Genomic DNA, 23,168 nt, shown 5'->3' with positions numbered 1-23,168 from the left:
GCCAATACCCACGGCGCGCCGACAGGGGCCATTTGCCTTGTCCTACCGGTCAAACGGGCGGTACGCGCGAACATGAAGTGCCCTTCATGCGGCTCTCGCCACTCTATCGAAAGCACAACATGGCCGAAGCATCTTCACGTGTCCTCTGGAAAGGCGCCATCACCTTCGGGCTGGTACACATCCCTGTCGGCCTGCATTCGGCCACGTCCGAGCAGGGCATCGACTTCGACTGGCTGGACAAACGCAGCATGGACCCGGTCGGCTACAAGCGCATCAACAAGAAGACCGGCAAGGAAATTGCGAAGGAAAACATCGTCAAGGGCATTGCCTATGAGCAGGGTGAGTACGTCATCCTCAGCGAAAAGGAGATTGCCGATGCCTACCCCAAAACGACGCAGACCATAGAGATAGAAGCGTTTGTCGATGCGGGCGAGATTCCGTTCGTGTACCTGGAGCGGCCCTATTACATCGCGCCCATCAACAAGGGCGCCAAGGTTTACGCCCTGCTGCGCGAAACCTTGCTGAAAACCGGCAAGGTGGGCGTGGCGCGCGTGGTGATCCAGACCAAACAGCATCTGGCTGCGCTGATTCCTTCGGGCAAGGGCATGGTGCTGAACCTGCTGCGCTGGGGCGACGAGATTCGCCCCTGGACCAACCTTGAGCTGCCGCCCGAAGGCATCAAGTCAGCCGGCATACGCGACAACGAGATGAAGATGGCCGAGCAGCTCGTCAAAGACATGAGCACGAAGTGGGACCCCGAGGATTACAAGGACGAGTTCAAGGACGCCATCATGAAGCTGGTGCACCAGCGCGTGAAAGCCGGCAAGACAGAGACCGTCACCCCGCTGGAGCCTGTGGAGGATGGCGCCTCCGGCGGTGCGCAGATCATTGACCTCACCGAGCTGCTCAAGCGCAGCCTGAAAAAGCCGGGTGCTAACACCGGCAAGGCTGCGGCGACCGAAGAAGAAGATGATGACGACAGCGCGGAAGAAGCCGCGCCGGCAAGGAAAAAAGCTGCGTCAGGCACTGCCGCCAAAAAGACGGCGGCGAAGTCGCGCACTGCAGCGCCCAAAAGCGCAGCGCCCCGGCGCAAAGCTGCATAGCCGTCATTCGCAATCTGCGCCATGGCCAAAAACGATTCGCTTGAGCTCTACCGGCAAAAGCGTGACTTCGGTATCACGCCCGAGCCGGCCCCCAATGACAAAGCCAACGGCAAACCCAATGCAAAGGCGCTGGCCTATGTCGTACAAAAACACTGGGCCAGCCGGTTGCACTATGACTTCCGGCTGGAGTTTGAAGGCACGCTGAAAAGCTGGGCCGTGCCCAAAGGCCCCAGCCTGGACCCCAAGGTCAAGCGCATGGCGGTGCAGGTGGAGGACCACCCGCTGTCTTATGGCGACTTTGAAGGCACGATACCGGCCAAACAGTATGGCGCAGGCAAGGTCATCGTCTGGGACCGCGGCACCTGGTCGCCGCTCGAAGACCCCGTTAAGGGATTCAAGGCCGGCAAGCTGAAATTCGAGATTCACGGCGAAAAGCTGCGCGGCAAATGGACTCTTGTACGCATGAAGGGCAATGGCGAAAAGCAGGCGCCGTGGCTGCTGATCAAGGAGCACGACAGCGAAGAGCGCCCAACTGCCGACTACGACATCACCGAGGCCCTGCCTGACAGCGTGATGAAAAAACCCCGGCCCGCATCACGTCATCCCGGACCTGATCCGGGATCCATGACCCCGCGTGTCCCCAAAACCAAGCCTCTGCGGAAAACTGCGGCTGGATTGCCTGCCGCTGCAGTCAACACAAGGCTGCCATCCATGATCGAACCGCAGCTCGCGACGCTGGTCGAAACCGCGCCGGGGGGCGACTGGCTATACGAGCTGAAGTTCGACGGCTACCGGCTGATGACGCGGCTGGACGGCGACAAGGTGAACTGCTTCACACGCAACGGCCATGACTGGACAGCGAAGATGCCGCAACTGGCGAAGGCATTGAAGGCGCTGAAGCTGGACACCGCCTGGCTGGACGGCGAGATCGTCGTGCCCGACGAGGACGGCATCCCCAACTTCCAGCTCTTGCAGGGCGCTTTTGTAAGCCGTGGACGAAAGGCAGCACCCGCCAGCGCCAATGCGGCAGGCATCGTCTACTACGTCTTCGACCTGCCTTTTTATGCAGGCCATGATTTGCGCGATGTGCCGCTGGCAGAGCGGCGCGCCCTGCTGCAAAAAATCATGGCGAAGAACAAGTCACCCAGCCTGCGTTTCAGCGACGCTTTTGATGCACCATCTAAAGACCTGGTCAGCACAGCCTGCAAGCTGGGGTTTGAAGGGCTGATCGGCAAGCGTGCCGATGCGCCTTACCAGTCGCGCCGTTCGCCCGACTGGATCAAGATCAAATGCGGCAACAGACAGGAATTCGTCATCTGCGGTTTTACCGAGCCCAAGGGCTCGCGCAGCGGGCTGGGCGAGCTGCTGCTGGGCATCCATGATGACAAAGGCAAGCTGCAGTACGCGGGCAATGTGGGCAGCGGGTTCAATGACAGATTACTGCTGGCCCTGCGCGCGCAACTCGACAGACTTGAAACAGGCATATGCCCCTTTGACAGCGGGACTACAGTGGAAGGCAGGCCGCACTGGGTCAAGCCCCAACTGCTGGCTGAGATCTCGTTTGCGGAGTGGACCCATACCCATCGCGTGCGGCACGCGGTGTTCAAGGGCCTGCGCAGCGACAAAAAGCCGCAGGCCATTACCCGGGAGAAAGTCGTGAAAGCTTCTGACCTGAAAACTGCCGACAGGCCCGTCAAAAGGGGCACCGCGAAAACGCCTGTCACGGCGCCGCTGCCGAAATCCCTGCGCGTGACGCACCCCGAGCGGGTCATAGACAAACAAAGCGGCCTGACCAAGCTGGACCTGGTGAAGCACTACGCCGCAGTCGCCGGGGTGATGCTGCCGCACCTGAAGGGCCGGCCGGTATCTCTTGTGCGCGCACCGTCGGGGACAGGCGGTGAACTGTTTTTTCAGAAACACGCCAAGGGAGATGAACTCCCCGGTGTGAAACTGCTGGACCCCGCGCTGGACCCGGAGCACGACTCTTTGCTGGAGATCAGCAACATCAGCGGGCTACTGTCTGCGGCACAAATGAACACGATCGAGTTCCACACATGGAACGCCACGGCATCCAGCATAGGCAAACCCGACCGCATGACCTTTGACCTTGACCCTGGCGAAGGGGTGACATGGCCACAGATGCAGGAAGCCGCATTGCTGGTGCGCACGCTGGTGGAGGAACTGGGCCTTGTGCCTTTTCTGAAAACCAGCGGCGGCAAGGGCCTGCATGTGGTGATACCTCTCAAGCGCCTGCATGACTGGGACACGGTCAAGGGGTTCTCACAGTTCATCGTGCAGCACCTGGCGCGCACCATACCGCAGCGCTTTGTCGCAAAAAGCGGCCCCACCAACCGCGTTGGGAAAATTTTTGCCGACTACCTGCGCAACGGCTTTGGCGCGACGACGGTGAGTGCGTGGTCTGCACGGGCGCGGCCTGGCATGGGCGTGTCGGTGCCAGTCGCCTGGGATGAACTGCCCAAGCTCACCGGTGGCGCGCACTGGGATGTACAGAACATCGGTGAGCGGCTGGCAACCGGCAACAAACCATGGGATCGCTACCCTGCGTCCGCAAAGGCATTGACGGCGGCCATGAGATTGATGGACTTCAAGCCTGCCAAACCCCGGGCCCCAACACGCTAAAGGTGTCTGATGCGCAGCGCGCTGAAGGTACCCGCCACCGCGGCAAAACCAGCAGCCAGCCACAGGGCAATCAAAGGCCCCTTGCCGTCATGCGGATCGAACACACCGAAGATCATCGCCAGCAACACGGCGCCCATGATCTGCCCGGTCAACCGTGCTGTGCCCAGCATGCCGCCCGCGCCACCGCTGCGATGGGCAGGCGCGGAAGTGAGGATGATGTGGTTGTTGGGTGACTGGAAAAGGCCGAAGCCCATGCCGCAGATCAGCATGCGCCAGACGATGTCTGCATTAGTGGGTTGCGTGGGCAGCAGCGCCAGCAAGGCCAGGCCCAGGGCCATCAGGCCGAGGCCCGTACCGCCCAGCACGCCACCCGAAAGGCGGCCAATCAGCCTGCCCGCCACCAGCGCCGTCATCGCAATGCCAACAGGCCAAGCCGTCAACAACAGCCCCGCCTCAAGGTGGGTACGGCCATAACTGTCGAGAAGCAGAAAGGGAAGGCCCACATAGGCCAGCATCTGCGCGCAGAAAGCGCCTATCGAGGTGCCCATCGAGAGCGCAAACACAGGGATGCGCAGGAGGTCCACAGGAAAGAGCGGCAGCGGCTGCTTCAACTGCCTGCGCACGTAAAAGACGCCGATCGCGACACCCAGCGCCAGCTCTGCAGCCCCCAGCCACACGGGCACGCCCTGCCCTGCGGCACCCTGCACCTCCGGCCGTACACCCAGCCCGTCGAGACCCAGCACAACGAGGGTGAACATGAGGATATTGAGGACCACGTCAAGCCATGAAATGCGCGGGGTGTCAGCCCGGGGAAGGTTGTGCGGCAAGGCGCTGCGACCCAGCAGCAGGCAAAACACGCCGATGGGGACGTTGATGGCAAAAAGCCACGGCCACGATGCCACCGAGAGGACGGCCGCGGCAATCGAAGGCCCGGCGACTGTGCCGCCTGCCACCACCATGGAGTTCAATGCGATGCCGCGGCCCAGACGTGCACGCGGATAGGTCAGGCGTACCAGCGCCGCATTCACGCCCATGATGCCTGCCGCACCTACACCCTGCACACCCCGCGCCAGTGCAAGCGTGGTCAACGAATCTGCAAAGGTACAGGCCACCGATGCCGCCGTGAAAAGCGCCATGCCGAACAGGTACACACGCCGGTAACCCGCAGCGTCACCCAGTGTTGCCAGCGGCAGCAGCAGGGCAATGATGGCGATCTGGTAGGCGTTGATGACCCAGATGGACTGGGCTGCGGTGGCATGCAGCTCACGCGTGATGTCGGGCAGTGCCAGGTTGACGATGGTGCCGTCGAGTACCGTGACGAGGATCCCCGGAATAATCACCCACAGCGCCCGCGTGCGCTCACGCGGGGGCAAACCATCCTGAACAAACATGCTGACCTTTTTTGCAGGGATGCAGGCCAGCTGATGGCCATGCGCGTGCGCACCATGGGCTGGCCGGGAAAACCGCCTAGTTTAAAAGTATCGGGAGTAGAGGCCAGCCGCAGCCAAAAATGCTGTGCAAATACCCACCCACGGGTTTACCCACCTCAGTAAACCACCCTATTTGTAACAGAATACGCTCCCAATTTATAACTTTTACAGGGAGCTCAGCCATGGTTTCACGTCGCCAGTCACTGAAGAATTTTGTTGGTTTTGCAGCTTTGACCGGAGCTGCAGTGACCTCCGCCCAGGCGCAGGAGAGTTGCGCGGTATTTACCAAGGACAGCCAGACGGCCATGACACCGGATGCGGCATTAAAGCGCCTGCAGGATGGCAATGCCAGATTTGTTGCCGGCAAAACCGTCAATTGCGATTTGGTGAAACAGGTCAGGGAAACCGCCAATCAGCAATCACCCATTGCAGTCATCGTGGGCTGCATTGACAGCCGCGTACCGCCGGAGCTGGTGTTTGACCAGCGCCTGGGTGACATTTTTGCAGCGCGTGTCGCCGGCAATTTTGTCAATACGGACATCCTCGGCAGCCTCGAATTCGCGACCAAACTGGTAGGCTCCAAACTGGTCGTGGTGCTGGGCCACACCGAGTGCGGCGCCATCAAGGGGGCCGTGGACGACGCCAAACTGGGCAACCTGACCGCCATGCTGGCCAACATCCGGCCATCCATGAGCAAGCTCAAATACTCCGGCGTACCGAGCTCAAAGAACAAGGAGCTGGTGCAGCAGCTGGCAGACCAGAACGCCAAAGACGCTGCAGACATGGTGCTCAGGAAAAGCCCGGTGATTGCAGAACTGGTCAGGGATGGCAAAGTGAAGATTGTTTCTGCCATGCACGACGTCGCTACGGGGAAGATTACCTGGTTTGCGTGAGTCAGGATTTGCAGTGACCTGCTGCTGCGGCATTGCAGAGCTGATCCGCCATCCATGATGAACGGAGCGGTGATAAAAAAACCCGGCCATGCGCATGCATGCCGGGTTTTGTAATCTTCAAAGTGCTTACTTCATGCCGAACTTCGCCTTGGCGTCATTCACGCACGAATCTTTGGGTGCGCCTGCGAGCGCATCACAGCGCTCTTTTGCGGCCTTGTAATCGGCTTCGTTTTTTGCCTTGTTCGCGTCCTTGCTCGCATCGGTAACCTTGTCGCTTCCTGCCTTGTTCACGTCAGCCGAAGCCTTGGCAACTTTCGCATCTTCCTTTGCCTTGACCCGCGCGGCCCTGGCGTCCTTCACACAAACGTCTTTGGCATTGCCGGCCAGGTCATCGCATCTTTCTTTTGCGGTGTCGTAGGCGGCATCAGCCTTGGCGAAGCCCACCTTCTCCATGTTTTTGGGTGTGGGCTTGTACTGGGATTCGAGTTCGGCTTTGGCGACTTTTTCAGCGCCCTTCGCCTCGGACACGCAAATGTCCTTCGCGTTCGCCTTCAGGCCATCGCACTTTTGCTTGTTGACCTTGTAATCTGCAGAAATGCGGTCTTTCCCCGCCTTGTATTCGCCTTTCGTCAGCGCCATGGCGTTGCCGGCGAGAGTGCAGGAAAGTGCCATGGTGAGCACGAGCAACTTGTGTTTCATGATGGGGGACTCCTTTTGAAAGTAGGGTGAGTTTTACTGATCGAAATGCATACGGGGTCAGAAGCGCTGGTTGAGGGGCTCCGCAAACTCAGTAGCGTTCAAAAAAATTGGTCGGGTTTTTGGCATGCCAGTCGGTCACCTGCTGCTCGGCTTCATCACGGGTAATGCCGTGGCGCTCCTGGATACGCCCCAAGAGCTGGTCGCGCTTGCCTGCAATGATGTCGAGGTCATCGTCCGTCAGCTTGCCCCACTGCTCCTTGACCTTGCCCTTGAACTGGAGCCAGTTACCTTCAGCGGTGTCTTTGTTCATGATGATCTCCTTGGGTGATGAACGGGGCCGTGTCAACGAGGCAGAAATGCCTGATTGCCAGCCTGCCGCTTCACCTTAGTACTGCGCCTGCCGGCCGCTGGTAGTCCCCCGGAAGTGATGGTCGTAGGTAGCTGCCTACATCGGGCAGGCTTGCTGCCGGACATCACCTGATCAACATACAGTTGCATAGCTAATTAATATTTGCTAGACTTGCTGCATGTTTGAACACTGCCTGTATTTCAATACCACCGCCCTGGCCCGGCTGGTTGACAAGGAATGGACCATTGCCTTCAAGCCCTTCGGCGTGACACCGTCCCAGGGGTTCATGCTGCGCCTGGTACTCAAAAAGCCCGGCCTGCCGCAGCACCAGATTGCCGACGAACTGACGATTTCCCGGCCCACGGCCACGCGCCTGCTGGACGGCCTTCAGACCCTGAAGCTGGTGGAGCGCAGAAGCATCGAATCGGATGGCCGGCACTGGGCTGTCTACCCGACTGCAGATGCTGAAGCCATGCACGCCGCCATCAACAAGGCCAGCGGTGAGGTCACGCGCCGCATTCAACAAACCATAGGAAAGGACAATTTTGATGAAACCGTAGCCCATGTTCGCAGCGTGTCCGCCGCGCTGAAATAAACATGACAGCGCCAAATTTCCATTCACCCTTTTTTTATCCACATAGTTGCATAGCTAACCATATATTCAAGGAGTTACCAAAATGCCCATACTCAACGTCAAGGTCAGCCAGCCTGCCAGTGCACAACTCAGCACGCAAATATCTGAAATGCTGCTGGAACTCACCACGCGCATCCTGCACAAGAAGCGCGAGCTGACATCCATCGCCATCGACTACATCGCGCCCGAGCACTGGACAGTCGGCGGCAGCTCACTGGCGGTGCAAGGCAAAAACAGCTTTTATTTCGACATCAAGGTGGTGGACGGCACCAATACCAAAGACGAGAAGGCGCAGTACATTGCAGAATCATTCCAGGCTTTTGAAAAGCTGCTGGGCAATGTGCACGATGAAAGCTACATCCATATTCACGATGTGCGGGCGGAAGCCTACGGTTTTGGTGGCCGGACGCAGGAGTGGCGCTATATCAAGGCCAAACCCTGAACGGGTCAGGGGCGATCAGGCCTGGCGCAGGGCAGCGACGTCTTCGCGCAAGGCATGCGCCCACTCACGCCGGTCCTTGCCTTCAGCTAGTTGCGGCGCGCCAAAGGTGATCACCACAACAATGCCGGAGGCGCTCAGGGTGCGCCAGATTGAGCCCAGAAGCGTGTCGTCATCAACATAACAGGGGGCGGCGCTGCGCTGCCCCGTCGAGCTGTCAACAAACGAGATGGCGACAGGCTGCACAGGCACACCGGCAACGATGGCCGCCTGCAACAGGTTGGCGTGGAAGGGCAGCAGGCTTGTGCCGTCGCTGGTCGTGCCTTCAGGAAAGACGCCAATCACGTTGCCCTGGCGCAGGCTGTCTGTCATGTGGTGCACCACACGCATGGCGTCGCGCCGGGATTCACGTTCGATAAAAAGCGTGCCCACACCTGTGGCCAGACGCCCTATGAGCGGCCACTGCTTGATGTCGGCCTTGGAGACAAAACGGCAAAAGCGCGCGGCATGCAGCGAGGTGATGTCCAGCCAGGAGATATGGTTGGCCACCAGGAGCAGCGGGCCGGGAACAATGACATTGCCCGTCACCCGCAGCTCAATGCCGATGCAGGCCAGCATGCTTGCGGACCAGACCTGAATGCGCTGCTCGCGCTGCTCCTGCCCAATGCGCGGAAACACCAGCAGGATGGTGAAAAAACCCACCAGGACATGCAGCAGGGCACGAGCCAGCCTGATGCCGGCCTTGAAACTGCTCAAGCTCAGGCCTCGGGTTTCATCTGGTAGGCCAGATGACCGCCGACTATGGTGTATCGAACCCTGCCTGGCAACTGGTAACCCGAGAACGGCGTGTGTTTGCCCTGGCTTCGCAGTGCGGCGGGCTCGACCGTCCACATTGCAGCGGGGTCAAACACGCAGACATCGGCAACACCACCCTCAACCAGGCGGCCGGCGCTGGCCTGCAGCGACCCGAGGGACTCGCCAAGCACACGTGCCGGCTCACTGGTCAGCACGGCGAGCGCACGCGTCAGGGTTGCCGCCCCGCCACTGTCACCTGACCATTTGCAGGCCAGCGACAAAAGGAGTTCAAGACCGGTCGCGCCCGGTTCGGCTTCGGCGAAGGGCAGTGTCTTGGCGTCTTCATCCACGGGAGTGTGGTCAGACACGAGCGCATCGACGGTTCCGTCAGCAAGGCCGTGGCGCAGGGCGTCTCGGTCGCGCTGCTGGCGCAGCGGTGGGTCAAGCCGCGCGCGGCTGTCGAAGTAACCGATATCAACATCCGTCAGGTGCAGGCTGTTGATGCTGACATCACAGGTCACCGGCAGGCCCTGCGCCTTGGCTGCGGCCACCAGCGCCAGGCCGGCCGCGCTGCTGATGCGGCAGAAATGCACACGTGCGCCAGTGGAGCGCACCAGTTCGATGATGGTGTGCAGCGCAATCGTTTCCGCAGCAACGGGCACCCCGCTCAGGCCCAGCCGGGTTGCCAGCGGACCACTGGCCGCAACACCCTTGCCGAGGTGAATCTCCTGCGGCCTGAGCCAGACCGTGTAGCCAAAGCTCGATGCATATTGAAGCGCACGCATCAGCACCTGCGTGTTGCCTAGCGGAATTTCTGCCTGGCTGAAACCGACACAACCGGCCTCGGTCAGCTCGATCATCTCGGTCAGGGTCTCGCCCTTGAGCCCGCGGGTCAGGGCGCCCAGCGGAAACACGCGCGACTGGTGCAGTTTTTCTGCGCGGAACTTGAGCATCTCGACCAGCCCGGGTTCGTCAAGCACAGGGTCGGTATCGGGCGGGCACACCATGCTGGTCACCCCACCAGCCACAGCGGCCGCCAGTTCACTTTCAAGCATGCCTTCATGCTCATGGCCCGGTTCGCGCAGACGTGCGGACAGGTCAATCAGGCCCGGCATGACGATGCAGCCGGCGGCCTCAATCACCTTGTTGGGAGCAAAATCTGCGGGCGCGCTCTTCAGCGACACGATGCGGCCGCCTGCTATGGCCACATCACCCACCGCATCGAAGCTGGACGCGGGATCAATGATTCGCCCATTTTTGATAAGTATTTTCATTGTGTTATTCCACCGCAGAATAAAAGCAGATCCGGCGACTCAATTACAAGCGAAGAATATTCAGGCAAGCCAGGGCCGCGGAACCGGCTTCGCCGGGCCGCAGGCGCAGCGGCCCCCTCGGGGGGCAGCGCATTACACGAAGTGAAAAGCGTGGGGGCCACATTCATGCCTCGTTCCCCGCCACTATTCCCATTACCGCCATTCGTACCGCGATACCAAAGGTGACCTGCGGCAGGATCACACTCTGTGCGCCGTCGACCACAGCCGAGTCGATTTCCACACCCCGATTGATAGGGCCAGGGTGCATGACGATGGCATCCGGTTTGGCGAGCTTGAGCTTTTCAGTCGTCAGCCCAAAGCTCTTGAAAAATTCCTGGCTGCTGGGCAACAGGGCGCCCGACATGCGCTCATTTTGCAGGCGCAGCATGATGATGACGTCAGCCCCCTTGATGCCTTCTTCAAGCATGTTGCAGACACGTACACCCATTTGCGCCATGTCTGCAGGCACGAGGGTCCTGGGGCCCACAACACGCACCTCGGGGCAGCCCAGCGTGGTGAGTGCGTGGATGTCCGAGCGTGCAACGCGCGAATGCAGAACATCGCCCACGATGGCGACCGTCAGGTTGCTGAAGTCCTTTTTGTAATGGCGGATGGTGTACATGTCGAGCAGCCCCTGCGTGGGGTGCGCATGGCGGCCATCGCCTGCATTGATGACATGCACATGCGGCGCGACGTGCTGGGCAATCAGGTAAGGCGCGCCGGACTCGCTGTGGCGCACCACAAACAGGTCGGCGGCCATGGCGCTGAGGTTGGCAATGGTGTCGAGCAGCGATTCGCCCTTGGAAGCAGAGGAGCGTGCAATGTCGAGGTTGATCACGTCTGCCGACAACCGGGTGGCGGCGATATCGAAAGTAGTACGGGTGCGGGTGGAGTTTTCAAAGAAAAGGTTGAACACGGTCTTGCCGCGCAGAAGCGGGACTTTTTTGACCTCGCGGTCGCTGATGCTGACGAAATTGGCGGCTGTGTCGAGAATCTGCGTGAGGATGGCTTTGGGCAAGCCTTCAATGGAGAGGAGGTGAATGAGTTCACCGTTCTTGTTGAGTTGCGGGTTTCGTCGGTACAACACGTTTTAAGCTCCTCGGGCATGTTCTGGCTTGTTCATCTGCCGGTTTTCATGTGATTTTCTGGTCATGCGGGCTCACGCGTCCCTGTCCTGGACCTTGAAACTGAACTGCCCATTGTCGAGGCGCTCGAGCTCCAGGCTTTGCGACGCGGGCAGGGCCACACGCGCGATGGCCAGATCAGGCTGCACCGGCAGTTCGCGCCCGCCACGGTCAACCAGCACCACCAGCTTGACACTCGCGGGGCGCCCGTAATCAAAAAGCTCATTGAGCACTGCGCGTATGGTGCGGCCCGTGTAAAGCACGTCATCCACGACCACCAGATGCGCGCCGTTGACGTCAAAGGGCAGCATGGTTTGTGCGCTGGATGCCAGGCCACGGCTTGAAAAATCATCCCTGTGCATGGATGACGACAGAATGCCGGGCTCACCGGGCAGGCTGAGATCGCTTTGCAGGCGCCGGGCCAGCCAGGCACCGCCCGATGCGACACCGACCAGCAGGGGCAGCTCGTCATAGGTGGCCATCAGTTGCTGCATGTTGCGATGCAGGTCGCGGTACAGCGCTTCTGCGTCCAGCGTCAGGCTACTCATGGAAGACTCCTTAAAAACTGCTCCAGAATTATGCAGGCTGATGCGGCATCTGCGTCGCGGGCACCTGCAGAAAGCGCCTCTGTCGTGCTGTAGCGCTCGTCAACCTCAAACACCTGAAGACCAAAACGCCCGCGCAACTGGCGCGCAAATTTTCGTGCGCGCTCCGTGTTTTCGTGGCTCGCACCGTCGGGATGAAAGGGAACGCCAACCACCAGCGCGTCAGGCTGCCACTCCTTGATCCTTGCAGCGATGACAGGGAAGCGGGCATCGCCCTCTGCCGAAATGGTCAGCTGGGGTGTGGCGGTGCGGGTCAGGACATTGCCGGAAGCGACACCGGTACGTTTCAAGCCGAAATCAAAAGCCAGAAAAGTTTGCAGGCCGGCGGCCGGGGAAGGCATGGCCGTGAGGCTCATTGGACGGCCTTTGCACTCCGTGCTGCGGTATTCGCCCCGGGGCGGCCCGGCGGCTTCATGCGTGGCCGGCCTCGGGAGACAGCATCCAGCTTTGCAGGCCCAGCAGCAGCAGGGCCTTGTCGTAGCGCTCTTCAACCGGGGTGTCGAAGATCACGGCAGGGTCGGCCGCCACGGTGAGCCAGCTGTTGTCGGACAGCTCGGATTCAAGCTGGCCCTCGCCCCAGGAGGAATACCCCAGCGACACAAAAATGCGCCGGGGGCCATTGCCGGTGGACAGCGCCTCAAGGACATCCTTGGAGGTGGTCATTTCAAGCCCACCGGGGATGGTCATGGTCGATGCGTAGACAGACTCATTGCCAGGCATCATGGATTCGTGCAGCACAAAACCGCGCTCGGTCTGCACCGGGCCGCCCTGAAAGACGGGGGCCAGCGTGAGGTCCTGCCGGTGCAGGGGAAGCTCAACCTTGTCAAAAAGATTTTTGAGGCTGATGTCGCTGGGCTTGTTGATCACGAGGCCGAGGGCGCCACGCTCGGAGTGCTCACACATGTAAACCACGCTTTTGGCGAAGGTCTCGTCGTTCAAACCCGGCATGGCGATCAGGAAGTGATGCGTCAGGTTGATCGGCGATGAGTCGAGTGGCATGACCGCATTTTACGCCCAGCAGGCGGTGGCGTGGATGCAGTCACGCGGCCCAGGTTGCCTCTGTAAGATATGTTTCATGCAGAAAAAGTACAACACCGGCCTGATGTGGTTCAGGCGCGACCTGAGGCTGGAAGACAATGCCGCCCTCTATCAGGCGCTCAAATCCTGCCGCCGGGTGTTCTGCGTTTTTGTTTTTGACACGGCCATCCTGGACAGCCTGCCACGCGCGGACCGCAGGGTCGAGTTCATACGTGAGTCACTGGTAGAGCTGGATGAGGGTTTGCGCAGGCTTGCAGGCAAACATCACATCCAGCACGGCGGGCTCATCGTCACCCACGCTGTCGCCAGCGATGCGCTTCCGCTGCTCGCCACCCAGCTGTCGGCTGACGCGGTATTTACCAATCACGACTACGAGCCGCAGGCGCGGGCGCGCGATGCTGTTGTACAGGCAAAACTTGAACAGGAAGGCCGGGCATTCCACACCTTCAAGGATCATGTGATTTTTGAAAATGCAGAAGTGCTGACCCTGGCGGCCAAGCCTTACAGCGTCTTCACGCCCTACAAGAACGCCTGGCTCAAGAAGGTCGACGGGTTTTATCTCTCGCCCTACCCCGTGGAGAAATATGCCGGCGCGCTGGCGCCCCGGCCGGCTGAACATCAACGTGCTGTGCCAACACTGAGAAAACTGGGCTTTGAGGAAACAAACCTCAAGGCCCTGAAAATCCCGACCGGCATGAGTGGCGGCATACAGCTGTTTGAGGACTTTCTGGGTCGCATGACAGCCTATGGCGAGACCCGCAACTTCCCGGCGGTCAAGGGGCCCAGCTACCTGGGCATACACCTGCGCTTTGGCACGGTATCGATACGCAGGCTCACCTCCACTGCGCTTGAGCGCCAGAAAATGGGCGACGAAGGTGCAGCCGTCTGGCTCAGTGAACTCATCTGGCGCGATTTTTATGCGCAAATCCTCAGCAATTTTCCGCATGCCGCTACCGAAGCCTTCAAGCCTGAATATGACCTGATAGATTGGGAAAAAGGCCCCGAGGCCCAAGCCCTGTTTGACGCCTGGTGCGAAGGCCGTACCGGCTATCCGCTGGTCGACGCAGCCATGGCACAGATCAACCAGACCGGCTACATGCACAACCGCCTGCGCATGGTGGTCGCAAGCTTTCTGACCAAGGATCTGGGGCTGGACTGGCGTTGGGGCGAACGTTATTTTGCAGAGAAGCTCAATGACTTTGACCTGGCTTCGAACAACGGCGGCTGGCAGTGGGCTTCAAGCAGCGGATGCGACGCGCAGCCCTACTTCAGGATATTCAACCCGACGAGCCAGAGCGAGAAGTTCGACCCCGAGGGAAAGTTCATCCGCAGGTATTTGCCTGCGCTGGCCGGTCTGCCGGGCAGCGCCCTGCATGCGCCATGGCTGGCAAAACCGCTGGAACTCAAGTCCGCAGGCGTAGAGCTGGGCCAGAACTATCCCATGCCTGTTGTGCAGCACGATGAAGCGCGTGCACTGACGCTGCAGCGCTATGCCGTGGTCAAGAAATCGTGAGCGATGACGGCCCGGCAGCGAGTTGACGCTGAAAGCGGGGCCGCAAAGCGGACACCCGCATCAAACATTCAGGCCGAAGCAGGTACTGCCGTGTTGCAGTAATGACGTACCAGGCTCATCAACTCTTCTTCAGAGTAAGGTTTGCCGAGGTAATGATCGACACCCAGTTCCCTCGCATGCTCGCGGTGTTTTTCCGCGATGCGTGACGTGATCATGACGATGGGCAGGCTTGCCAGCCGCACATCACCGCGAATGTTTCGCGCGAGGTCGAATCCATCCATGCGCGGCATTTCGATGTCGGACAGTACCACCGCAGGCCGCTCTTCCTGAAGACGCTCAAGTGCCTGCAGGCCATCAGCGGCCATGGCGACCCGGTAGCCTTCGCGCTGCAGCAGACGCTGAGTCACACGGCGCACGGTGATGGAATCATCAACCACCAGAATCAGGGGAATCTGCGGGGTCACCTGTGTCAGTGCAGGCACCTGCGAACTTGCAGCGGAACCGGCTGAGGCAGTCTCCAGCATGTGCGGCTCTGCCTTGTCCGAGCTCAGGGCCCGGGCCACCTGGCCATACACCGACGCCAGGGCGACAGGATTGTAGATCAGCACTACAGCACCGGAAGCCAGAACAGACATGCCGGCCAGACCGGGCAGGCGCGAAAGCTGTGGCCCGAGGTTCTTCACCACAACCTCCTGGTTACCCAGCACTTCATCAACGTGCAGGGCAATTCGCTGGGCAGCGCTTCGGAAGATCACGACAGGTGTTGTTTTTGCCTGCGCTTCATTGCTGTTATGGGAGGACTGCAACAATGCACCCGACCAGAAGAAAGGCACTGATTCACCAGCGACATCCATTGTTCCGCTGTTGTAGGCTTGCTGGAGTTCCTTGGCCGTGGCGCGCCGGACGGTTTCCACCACGTTGGCCGGCACACCGACCGACAGGTTGCCTGCACGCAGCATCACGACCTGAGTCACAGCAGTTGTGAGAGGCAGTACAAGCTTGAAGTGTGTTCCCTTGCCCGTCACTGTCGATGTTTCGATACGCCCGCCGACCGCGTTGACCTCGGCGCGGACGACATCCATGCCAATGCCGCGTCCGGAGAGTTCCGTCACCTGGGATGCCGTTGAAAACCCCGGCATGAAAATCAGGTTGGCGGCATCCTGTTCGCTCAAAACCTGGTCAGCAGACACAAGCCCCAGGCTGATGCCTTTTTCACGAATGCGTTTGAGGTCAAGACCGGCGCCGTCATCGCTGAAGTCCACGGATACGTCATTGCCCTCCTGGCGCAGATTCACCGTGATCAGACCGGCGGCATCCTTGCCTGCGGCCACACGCGCTTCGGGGCTTTCAATGCCATGCGCCACACAGTTACGCAGCAGGTGTTCAAAGGCCGGGGTCATGCGGTCCAGCATGCCACGATCCATCTCAATGGTGCCGCCCAGCAGGTCAAGCTTGACCTGCTTGCCGGTTTCCTTGGACGCCAGCCGCACCACACGGTAGAGCCGGTCGGAGATGCCTTCAAACTCGACCATGCGGGTGCGCAAAAGATCGCGCTGAAGCTCCCGCGTCTGACGTGCCTGCGCAATCAGGTCGTCTTCGGTCGCTTCCACGGTGCGTTGCAGGGTGCGCTGCACGGTTGCAACGTCGTTCACGGACTCGGCCATCATTCGGGTCAATTCCTGGACACGCGTGAAACGGTCAAACTCAAGCGGGTCAAAGCCTGCCTGATCTTCCTTGGCCTGGGCCATGCGCGATTGCATCTGGCTTTCAGCCTGGACCTCAATGTCACGCAGTTGTTGACGGAGTCTGTTCAAGTTGCCACTCATGTCACTGAGCGAGCCGCGCAGCTGTGAAAGCTCGACCTCAAGCCGCGAACGCGTGATCATGACCTCGCCAGCCTGGTTGACCATGCGGTCCAGCAATTGTGAGCGTACACGGATGGAGGCAGAAGCCGCCTGCCGCAAGGGTTGCATGGCCATGGCCTGCGGCGCTGGAACCAGCGTCCTGGCAACGGGTGCAGGTGATGGGACAACGGGCGCATGATCTTCAGCGCCTGGTGTTGCAGGCACTGGCTCCACGCGCCCGGTGGTTTCCGGAGGCGCGACGGCCACAACGGCAACGGGCTTGCGTTCTACCGGCTCCTGCGCCTGGACAACAGCAGCATCGCCCTTGCGCAATGCGTCAAGCGTGTGCTCCATCGCATCGAAACGGGCCAACAGGGGTTCAAAATCCTGCTCGGCGGCCGACTCGGATCCCAGGAACTCGATTTCCGACTCAATGTGGTGGGCCATTTCACCTAGCCGCAAGGCGCCGGCAAGACGGGCACTGCCCTTGAGCGTATGCAAAGCGCGCAGGACTTCCATACGCGCACCCGCGTTGTCAGGTCTTGCTGACCACTGACGCAAAGCCGCACCTAGTTGAGGCATCAACTCGGCGGCCTCCTCGTCAAATATCGGGAAGAGTTCCGGATCAATCGCATCGACTGCATCGATGTCGTCGTCGTCATCTGGAAAAATTTCCGCTGGTGTTGATACGAAATTTTTCACCTGGGCGGGCGCATCCCGAACCAACGCAAGCAAAGGCTCTACAGACGCAGGCACGGGGATGGCCGCTACGGGCGGTCGATCCTCAGGCGCTGTTACTTCTGCTCTTGAAGGTACCGGAGCCTCTCGCTCCCCGTCCACGTGGGCAGGCATCTCATCGCCCTTCACACTCTCATCAAAACCTGAATCCAGATCCACCGGCCCAGAAGGAAATACGGAAGCGGGATCGGCAAACTCGAGGTCACGCAGCTGCGCCATAAGGATGGCATCAGGCTCCTTCAGGAAACCCGCAGCAAACTGATGCAGAAGGCGGCGAATATCCTCAGCCGCGCCGACAAAGAGGTCTGCATATTGAGTGGCAGAGCTGTGACTGTGGTGTGTCTGCGATTGCTGGAGAACGTGTTCCAGCAAGCGCGCAATTTCAGAAAGGGCTTCGAACCCCACCGTTGCCGAACTGCCAGCCAGCGAATGCGCCAGCGCAACGGTGGAATCCCCGATCGGATGGTCAAGCTCAAGCGCCCACTCGGACATCTCGGTTACCAGGCGACGCGACCATTCATCAGCTTCATTGAGATATACGTTGTAAAGCGGAATACCGATACGCAATGTCCCTATCACCTTGACTTGCTCATCATTACCGGCAAAAGCGCCCGATGCACCGGCTTGCGCTTGCAACGCTGCAGCATCCCCGGCTTCGGCCAAAACGAACTCGGGCAATGCAACAGCAACTTCAGAGGGCGCGGATTCGGCCGTGTTGCCTGCTTCGGCGGGCACTTCAAGGGACTGAAATTCAATGTCAAAGTCGGCGTCGGACAGTTCCACCGCCATGTCTGCTGCAGCCGACGCTGCCTCTGCAGGAGAGTTCAGTTCAAAGGACAGTTCAGGAACCTCAACAGCTTCGGCGACAGGCACTGCAGGTGCACCATCACCAATGGCGGCAGTGGCTTGCGGGACTGCGGAAAGCGCCGACAGGCTTTCGAAATCTATCCCCTGAATTTCTGCAACTGGCTCAGGTACGACTGCCGGTGCAATCGGCGGGGCAGGCTCCACTGTTCCGAAGAAATCATCGAAGTCAATATCGGCGTCACCTGCAGGCGCGGCAATATCGGATACCGGCGCTTCTGTTGCCAGCACAGGCGTTTCCGGCAAGGATGGCGCTGGCGCCGGCTCAGTCGACACACGCGCCTCAGGCGCCTCAGGCGCGCCGCCAGGCAGTACAAGGCCCACAAGCCGACCTTCCGAGCGCATCGCATCGGCACTGATACGAAATGTGGCAGCAGACCAGGCGCCATCACGATTACCTGCAATGTCTTCAATCCAGTTCGAAAAGGCCGTGAGCGCATTGGTTGACAGGAGCATCAGCTCCTCGCTGGCCGGTTTCTGATCAGCAAGCCAACTGTTGAACAACTGCTCAACGGACCACGCGGCTTCGCCGAATTCGTTGAGGCCCACCATGCGCGAACTTCCCTTGAGCGTGTGGAAGACACGCCGCAATACGGTCAACTCGCCTACATCACCCGGATTACGGGCCAGCGCCGCAAGAGCCTGCTGGCCATTGGCCGCCACCTCGCGCGCTTCCTCCAGGAAAATATCCCGCAGATCGTCTTCTTCGAAATCGACTTCCTCCGGCTGGCTTGCTGCCACGACAGCTGGCGGCGCCACAGAGAAGGCCAGGGTACTGAGTGCGCTAGCGGCGGCCTGCTCGTTATGCCCCGCGACCGCAACCAGCGCATCATGCGCATTTTTCGCAAGCCCCGGCTGGCCGGCGAGGGCAGCGTGCGTGGCAAGCGTATCCAGTTCAAAAGTAAGTTTCTCGGCAGACACACCGGCATCGGCATGCTGCACCAGGGAAATCACCTCCTCGGATAACAGCTCACTGCTGGTGGTGACGCTTGCAGCATCATCGGGCTTCTGCGTTCGTCCCATCAGGGGTCTGAGTTCACCCTTGATGTCATCGTAGACAAAGAGTTTTTTGGCCAGCGCAGGCTGGTAATTCAGCATATCGATAAGAAAGCTCAGAGCACCCAGATTGTTTCCAAGCTGCTCGAAATCTCCGGCCGTTCGCGCCGATTGCTGGTCGGTTTCGCCAACCATCATTTTTTCGACACTCTCCCGCATGCGCAGAACGGCCTGCGCCGCCTGCTCGAGTCCGAGCACCGACAAAACGCCACGCATCTGCGACAACTGCCCCGGAACTTCACGCAAAATCGTTCTGTCTTCAGGTTTGCGGAAAAACATGTCCAGGGATTTTTCAAGCTCACCCAGCGAGATGCGCAATTCCCCAACGACGCTTCCCATGGTCTGCTTGTCACTGACGCGCCGGTAAAGCTCTTCCATCCACGGCTCAAGCGGCTGTGGCTCACCACCTGCCCGAACGCCCTCAAGACGCTCGGCGAGATGTTTGGTACGGACAGTCAGCTGCGGGTCGTTGGGATCAAGGTCGTCAAATGCAGCCTCAAGATACAGCACGGAGGTCGCGACTTCCATGGCCAGACCAATGGGTGGAGCCTGCCCGGACTTAGCAGTGACATCAACGGCCCGCGACAAGGCCTGAGCCAACGGTTCACTGGGGGGGTGCAGTTTGACCAGGGAATCAGTGACCAGGCTGAACTGGTCAACAACCACTTTGAACTTTCCTGCATCGCCCGCAGAAAGAGACGACCATGTCTCCTTGGCCGAGAGGATGCGTTTGCGAGCCTGTGCCAGCAGGGCTGGGTCAAATCGCCCAAACTGCACGGCCTCGTAGTCCACCGGCTTGAATCGGGCTAACCCGTAAGCAGCCCGCACGGCAGACAACACGGGTGCATCACTTGCACGTGCAGCTACTGCCTGGGAACAGAAAAAAAGCAGATCCTGCGCAAGCCGCTCTGAAATTGCCGGATCGCCTTTTGCAAGGGAAGCGTATTGCAAAAGGATTCGCGAGGCAGCACGACGCACATGAATGTCGGACGGCAAAAGGTCATGGACCAGTGCCTGGAAATAAGCGGCCGCGATTTTCCAGAAAACCCGCGGCTGCCGCTCTGTCTGGGCGGCAGCAAAGGAAAGACTCATGTCTGCCAGGGTTTGTGCGGCCTGAGGAGCCTTGCCCTTCATGATTTGCAATACAGACTGGTCAAGCACCGATCTCGATGCAGATCCATACAGCTGCGGTTGCACCGCAGCACCTGTATCAGGCTCTATCCAGCGCCACTCGTAGGTCCAGAGATCTGCGGGATGAATACGATCGGCCTTGATCAGTTCCTGAACTTCGCGATACTGCGGAAACAGGGAAACCGGGGAAATTGGCTTGTCCGCCAACACGCCTTCCAGATACTCCGTCAATGCAAAACTGGCCCGCTCGATCCTGGCGGCAGCATCCTGCGTGCAATGCTCAGGTTGCTGCACGAATTTCTGAACCGCAGCCTCCATGGCGCGCAGCACCAGTGCAGGAGCAGCGAGGCCAACCATTTCAAGGGCTCCCACCGCCTGGTGCAGCTGCTGCCGGGCTATGCGTAGCTGGCTGGCATCAATCGCGGCAAGATCAGAACCGCGCGTCGCCTCGGCGTCCCGAACAAAGCGCTTGAGGGCCTTGGCCGAACCGTCCAGGGACTTTCGCAGCTCTTCAAGTACCCAGGCAAGAGGGCCGAGATCATTGACTGCCAGATCCAGGTCAGCGGCTGTTGAATTCTGGGCGTTGGATTGCATAAATAACGGACCGGTTCAAAGACGTAGTTCGCCGACAGGCACTAAAGGACAGGGACGCCGCGATATCAGGCAATCTTGAATCGTGACACCGACTGGCGCAACTCTTCTGCCATGCGGGACAGGTCTCGCACCTGCTGGGCTGTTGAACGGGTACCTTCTCCAGTTTGCTCAGTCACGGCAAAAATGTGCTGGATGTTTCCGGCCACCACGTTGGCAGACTCGGCTTCACGTGATGCAGAATTGGAAATCTGCTCGATCAGCTCAGCAAGGCGGCGCGACACCTGGTCAATCTCGGTCAGTGCGGTACCCGCGTTGTCGGACAGTTTGGCCCCTTCAACCACACCCTGCGTGGAGCGTTCCATAGCGGCAACCGCATCCTGGGTATCGGTCTGAATCGCTTTCACCAGTGCAGAAATCTGGCGCGTAGCATCCGCAGAACGTTCAGCAAGGCGCTGCACCTCTTCCGCAACCACGGAGAATCCGCGTCCGGCTTCACCGGCTGATGCCGCCTGAATGGCGGCGTTCAGTGCCAGCACGTTGGTCTGCTCGGTAATGTCCGAAATCAGCTCGGTAATTTCACCAATCTCCTGCGAAGACTCGCCCAGCCGCTTGATACGTTTGGAGGTTTCCTGAATTTGGTCGCGGATGGAATTCATACCGCCGATGGCGTTTTGTACGGCTTGAAGTCCCGACTCTGCAGCTGTCAGCGACTGACGCGCAACCTGGGACGATTCCTGCGCCTGCGCGGACACTTCGTTGATTCGGGATGCCATGTCCAGCACGGATTGGCCTGTTTCGCGAATCTCCCGGAGCTGCTCGGTAGAGGCTGCGAGAAGTTCGGTCGATGTACTTTCCACCTGCGCCGTCGTCTGCGCAACGCGGGTAGCCGTGTTCTGTACGTTACCTACAAGCTGGCGCAACTCTTCAACCGTGTAGTTCACCGAGTCGGCAATCGCGCCGGTAATATCTTCGGTCACGGTCGCTTCCTGTGTCAGGTCACCTTCAGCAACTGTCTGCAATTCATTCATCAAACGCAAAATGGCGGCCTGGTTGGCGTCATTCACGCGCTTTGCGTCCTGCTCCTGGCCACGGGCTTCAAGCTGCCGTTGCTCTGCAACTGTCTGACGCTGGCGACTGTCCTGCAGCTGGACGCGGGCAATACCAATCGCGCACAACAAACCAAAAAGTGCAGCCACCACCAGAGCCGTCACAGATCCGGCACTCAAGCCCGACTGCGAGGAGAGTTTGCCCTGCAGATCCTCAAGGTTCCTGCGAAGCGGCTCACTGTCAGCAATGATTGAGGCCTGGGCTTCACGCGCAGACACCAGGCCCTGAAGGTTACCCAGAATGGCGCCGGCCTGCACACGGGTCTGTTCATACAGAGCCATCAGGGCCTCCAGTCTTTCGCGTGTCTGCGGATCTTTGGCGCCAGCCAGCCGCAACTCGGGGCTGCCTTCCTGCAGGCCCTGTGCGATTTCCTTGAAGGAGTTCAAATCCTTGCCCAGCAGGAACACCGCCTCGGGACTCACACCTTCCATCGTCAGGAATTCGTTGGCTGATTTACCGATTCGCTGCGTCAACATCACCAGCTGGCCCGAAGCGGAGATTTCAGCAGGAGCTGCATTTTGTTGCAGCTTGAGGGAAGAGACAGTCTCGGCAATTTCCAGCAGGTCTGACGACTGGCGGTTAATGGTCCGGAGCGCATTGCCCACCTGCGTCAGAATATCCTTCTGGCCCATAACGGTTGCCGCGTTCTTCTCGGCACGCTCCATCAGCGGTGTAATCTTTTCGATATCAGGCTGAAGCTCGGCATTGACAGCTTCAACGCGAAGTGCCTCATCACCGGACTTCAGGCCACGAACCGTTTTGGCCATCACATCCGAACTTTCTTTAACGTCCGGGAATGCCTGGGCGCTACCCACCAGAGCCTGAGACACGGATTTCGCAAGACGCTGGGACTGCATCAGCGATTGGCCGGTTGCAGCCACCTGCTGGGCGACCGTGTCAGCCTGAGACAGCGCGCGGTAAGCCACCACACCCAGAACCAGCACCGACAGACCCAGCAGTATCAGCAGTATCCGCTGATGCTGCGCGATGGTGCGGCGCCCGAGAATGGGGAGCCTCAATAAATCCGGATTTTCGATGACCTCCGCCTCTTCTGGCGTTGCCATGCGACTTGGAGCAAAGTCTTCTTCGCCAGCCGCAGCAACCGAAGACGTTGCGGCATTGACGGCCGTCTGCTCCATGGCGCCGGTTGCCAGAGGGTCCGCAGGAATGCCGACCGAAGCAAGATCCATACTGTCGTCAGGCTGTGCGGACTTTGTTTTGAACAGATTCTGGATTTTTTCGATAACAGACATGGTGAG

Annotated in this window: 17 protein-coding genes; 6 read left to right on the top strand and 11 right to left on the bottom strand. The window is 59.6% G+C overall.

Annotation, left to right across the window (positions count from 1 at the left end; all coding sequences use genetic code 11):
* The first annotated feature begins 86 nt into the window (after positions 1-86).
* Complete coding sequence (locus HYX42_RS07495; protein WP_293401447.1) at positions 87-1,103, top strand: Ku protein; 1,017 nt, start codon at positions 87-89, stop codon at positions 1,101-1,103.
* 21 nt (positions 1,104-1,124) lie between these two features.
* Positions 1,125-3,743, top strand: coding sequence for a DNA ligase D (gene ligD, locus HYX42_RS07490; RefSeq protein ID WP_293401445.1), 2,619 nt, complete (start codon positions 1,125-1,127; stop codon positions 3,741-3,743).
* Here the strand turns inward: ligD and HYX42_RS07485 are convergent.
* Positions 3,740-5,134: an MFS transporter gene (locus HYX42_RS07485; RefSeq protein ID WP_293401443.1), complete on the bottom strand. Its 1,395-nt coding sequence runs from the start codon at positions 5,132-5,134 to the stop codon at positions 3,740-3,742. The two genes, ligD and HYX42_RS07485, sit on opposite strands and share 4 nt — an antisense overlap.
* A 221-nt stretch (positions 5,135-5,355) precedes the next feature.
* On the opposite strand from HYX42_RS07485, the gene HYX42_RS07480 reads away from it, so the two are divergent.
* The gene (locus tag HYX42_RS07480) at positions 5,356-6,066 is read left to right on the top strand and encodes a carbonic anhydrase family protein (protein ID WP_293401441.1); all 711 of its coding nucleotides are present in this window, start codon (positions 5,356-5,358) and stop codon (positions 6,064-6,066) included.
* A 126-nt stretch (positions 6,067-6,192) separates the two neighbouring features.
* On the opposite strand, the gene HYX42_RS07475 is transcribed toward HYX42_RS07480, so the two are convergent.
* The gene (locus HYX42_RS07475; RefSeq protein ID WP_293401439.1) at positions 6,193-6,765 is read right to left on the bottom strand and encodes a hypothetical protein; all 573 of its coding nucleotides are present in this window, start codon (positions 6,763-6,765) and stop codon (positions 6,193-6,195) included.
* Between the two features lie 88 nt (positions 6,766-6,853).
* Entirely contained in the window at positions 6,854-7,075 is a 222-nt protein-coding gene (locus HYX42_RS07470; protein WP_293401437.1) for a CsbD family protein, read from the bottom strand.
* A gap of 217 nt (positions 7,076-7,292) precedes the next feature.
* Between HYX42_RS07470 and HYX42_RS07465 the strand changes: the two genes are divergently transcribed.
* A complete protein-coding gene (locus HYX42_RS07465) occupies positions 7,293-7,709 on the top strand; it encodes a MarR family transcriptional regulator (protein ID WP_293401435.1) in 417 nt (138 codons plus the stop codon).
* An 82-nt stretch (positions 7,710-7,791) separates the two neighbouring features.
* Entirely contained in the window at positions 7,792-8,190 is a 399-nt protein-coding gene (locus tag HYX42_RS07460; protein WP_293401433.1) for a 4-oxalocrotonate tautomerase, read from the top strand.
* A gap of 15 nt (positions 8,191-8,205) precedes the next feature.
* On the opposite strand, the gene HYX42_RS07455 is transcribed toward HYX42_RS07460, so the two are convergent.
* From HYX42_RS07455 to HYX42_RS07430, 6 genes are all read right to left on the bottom strand, one after another.
* Positions 8,206-8,943, bottom strand: a complete 738-nt coding sequence (locus tag HYX42_RS07455; protein ID WP_293401431.1) for a 1-acyl-sn-glycerol-3-phosphate acyltransferase — start codon at positions 8,941-8,943, stop codon at positions 8,206-8,208.
* Positions 8,944-8,945: 2 nt separating this feature from the next.
* Positions 8,946-10,256 carry a dihydroorotase gene (locus tag HYX42_RS07450; RefSeq protein ID WP_293401429.1) on the bottom strand — a complete coding sequence of 437 codons (1,311 nt, stop codon included), beginning with the start codon at positions 10,254-10,256 and terminating at the stop codon, positions 8,946-8,948.
* Between the two features lie 163 nt (positions 10,257-10,419).
* Positions 10,420-11,382 carry an aspartate carbamoyltransferase catalytic subunit gene (locus tag HYX42_RS07445; protein WP_293401427.1) on the bottom strand — a complete coding sequence of 321 codons (963 nt, stop codon included), beginning with the start codon at positions 11,380-11,382 and terminating at the stop codon, positions 10,420-10,422.
* Between the two features lie 72 nt (positions 11,383-11,454).
* Complete coding sequence (gene pyrR / locus HYX42_RS07440; protein WP_293401425.1) at positions 11,455-11,967, bottom strand: bifunctional pyr operon transcriptional regulator/uracil phosphoribosyltransferase PyrR; 513 nt, start codon at positions 11,965-11,967, stop codon at positions 11,455-11,457.
* On the bottom strand, positions 11,964-12,380 hold the full coding sequence (ruvX, locus tag HYX42_RS07435) for a Holliday junction resolvase RuvX (protein ID WP_293401423.1): 417 nt from the start codon (positions 12,378-12,380) through the stop codon (positions 11,964-11,966). Before ruvX ends, pyrR begins: the two co-directional genes overlap by 4 nt.
* Positions 12,381-12,435: 55 nt before the next feature.
* Complete coding sequence (locus HYX42_RS07430; RefSeq protein ID WP_293401421.1) at positions 12,436-13,023, bottom strand: YqgE/AlgH family protein; 588 nt, start codon at positions 13,021-13,023, stop codon at positions 12,436-12,438.
* Between the two features lie 76 nt (positions 13,024-13,099).
* On the opposite strand from HYX42_RS07430, the gene HYX42_RS07425 reads away from it, so the two are divergent.
* Positions 13,100-14,575 (top strand): deoxyribodipyrimidine photo-lyase, encoded by a 1,476-nt coding sequence (locus HYX42_RS07425; RefSeq protein WP_293401419.1) that lies wholly within the window; start codon positions 13,100-13,102, stop codon positions 14,573-14,575.
* Positions 14,576-14,643: 68 nt separating this feature from the next.
* On the opposite strand, the gene HYX42_RS07420 is transcribed toward HYX42_RS07425, so the two are convergent.
* Both HYX42_RS07420 and HYX42_RS07415 read right to left on the bottom strand, forming a co-directional pair.
* Complete coding sequence (locus HYX42_RS07420) at positions 14,644-20,802, bottom strand: Hpt domain-containing protein (protein WP_293401417.1); 6,159 nt, start codon at positions 20,800-20,802, stop codon at positions 14,644-14,646.
* Positions 20,803-20,867: 65 nt separating this feature from the next.
* The gene (locus HYX42_RS07415) at positions 20,868-23,162 is read right to left on the bottom strand and encodes a methyl-accepting chemotaxis protein (RefSeq protein WP_293401415.1); all 2,295 of its coding nucleotides are present in this window, start codon (positions 23,160-23,162) and stop codon (positions 20,868-20,870) included.
* Between the last annotated feature and the right edge of the window lie 6 nt (positions 23,163-23,168).

Origin of the sequence: Polaromonas sp., from assembly GCF_016185115.1 — a bacterium.
GTDB lineage: Bacteria > Pseudomonadota > Gammaproteobacteria > Burkholderiales > Burkholderiaceae_C > Polaromonas.
The sequence above is the reverse complement of the archived record's forward strand: the minus strand, read 5'-3'. Positions and strand labels throughout refer to the sequence as shown.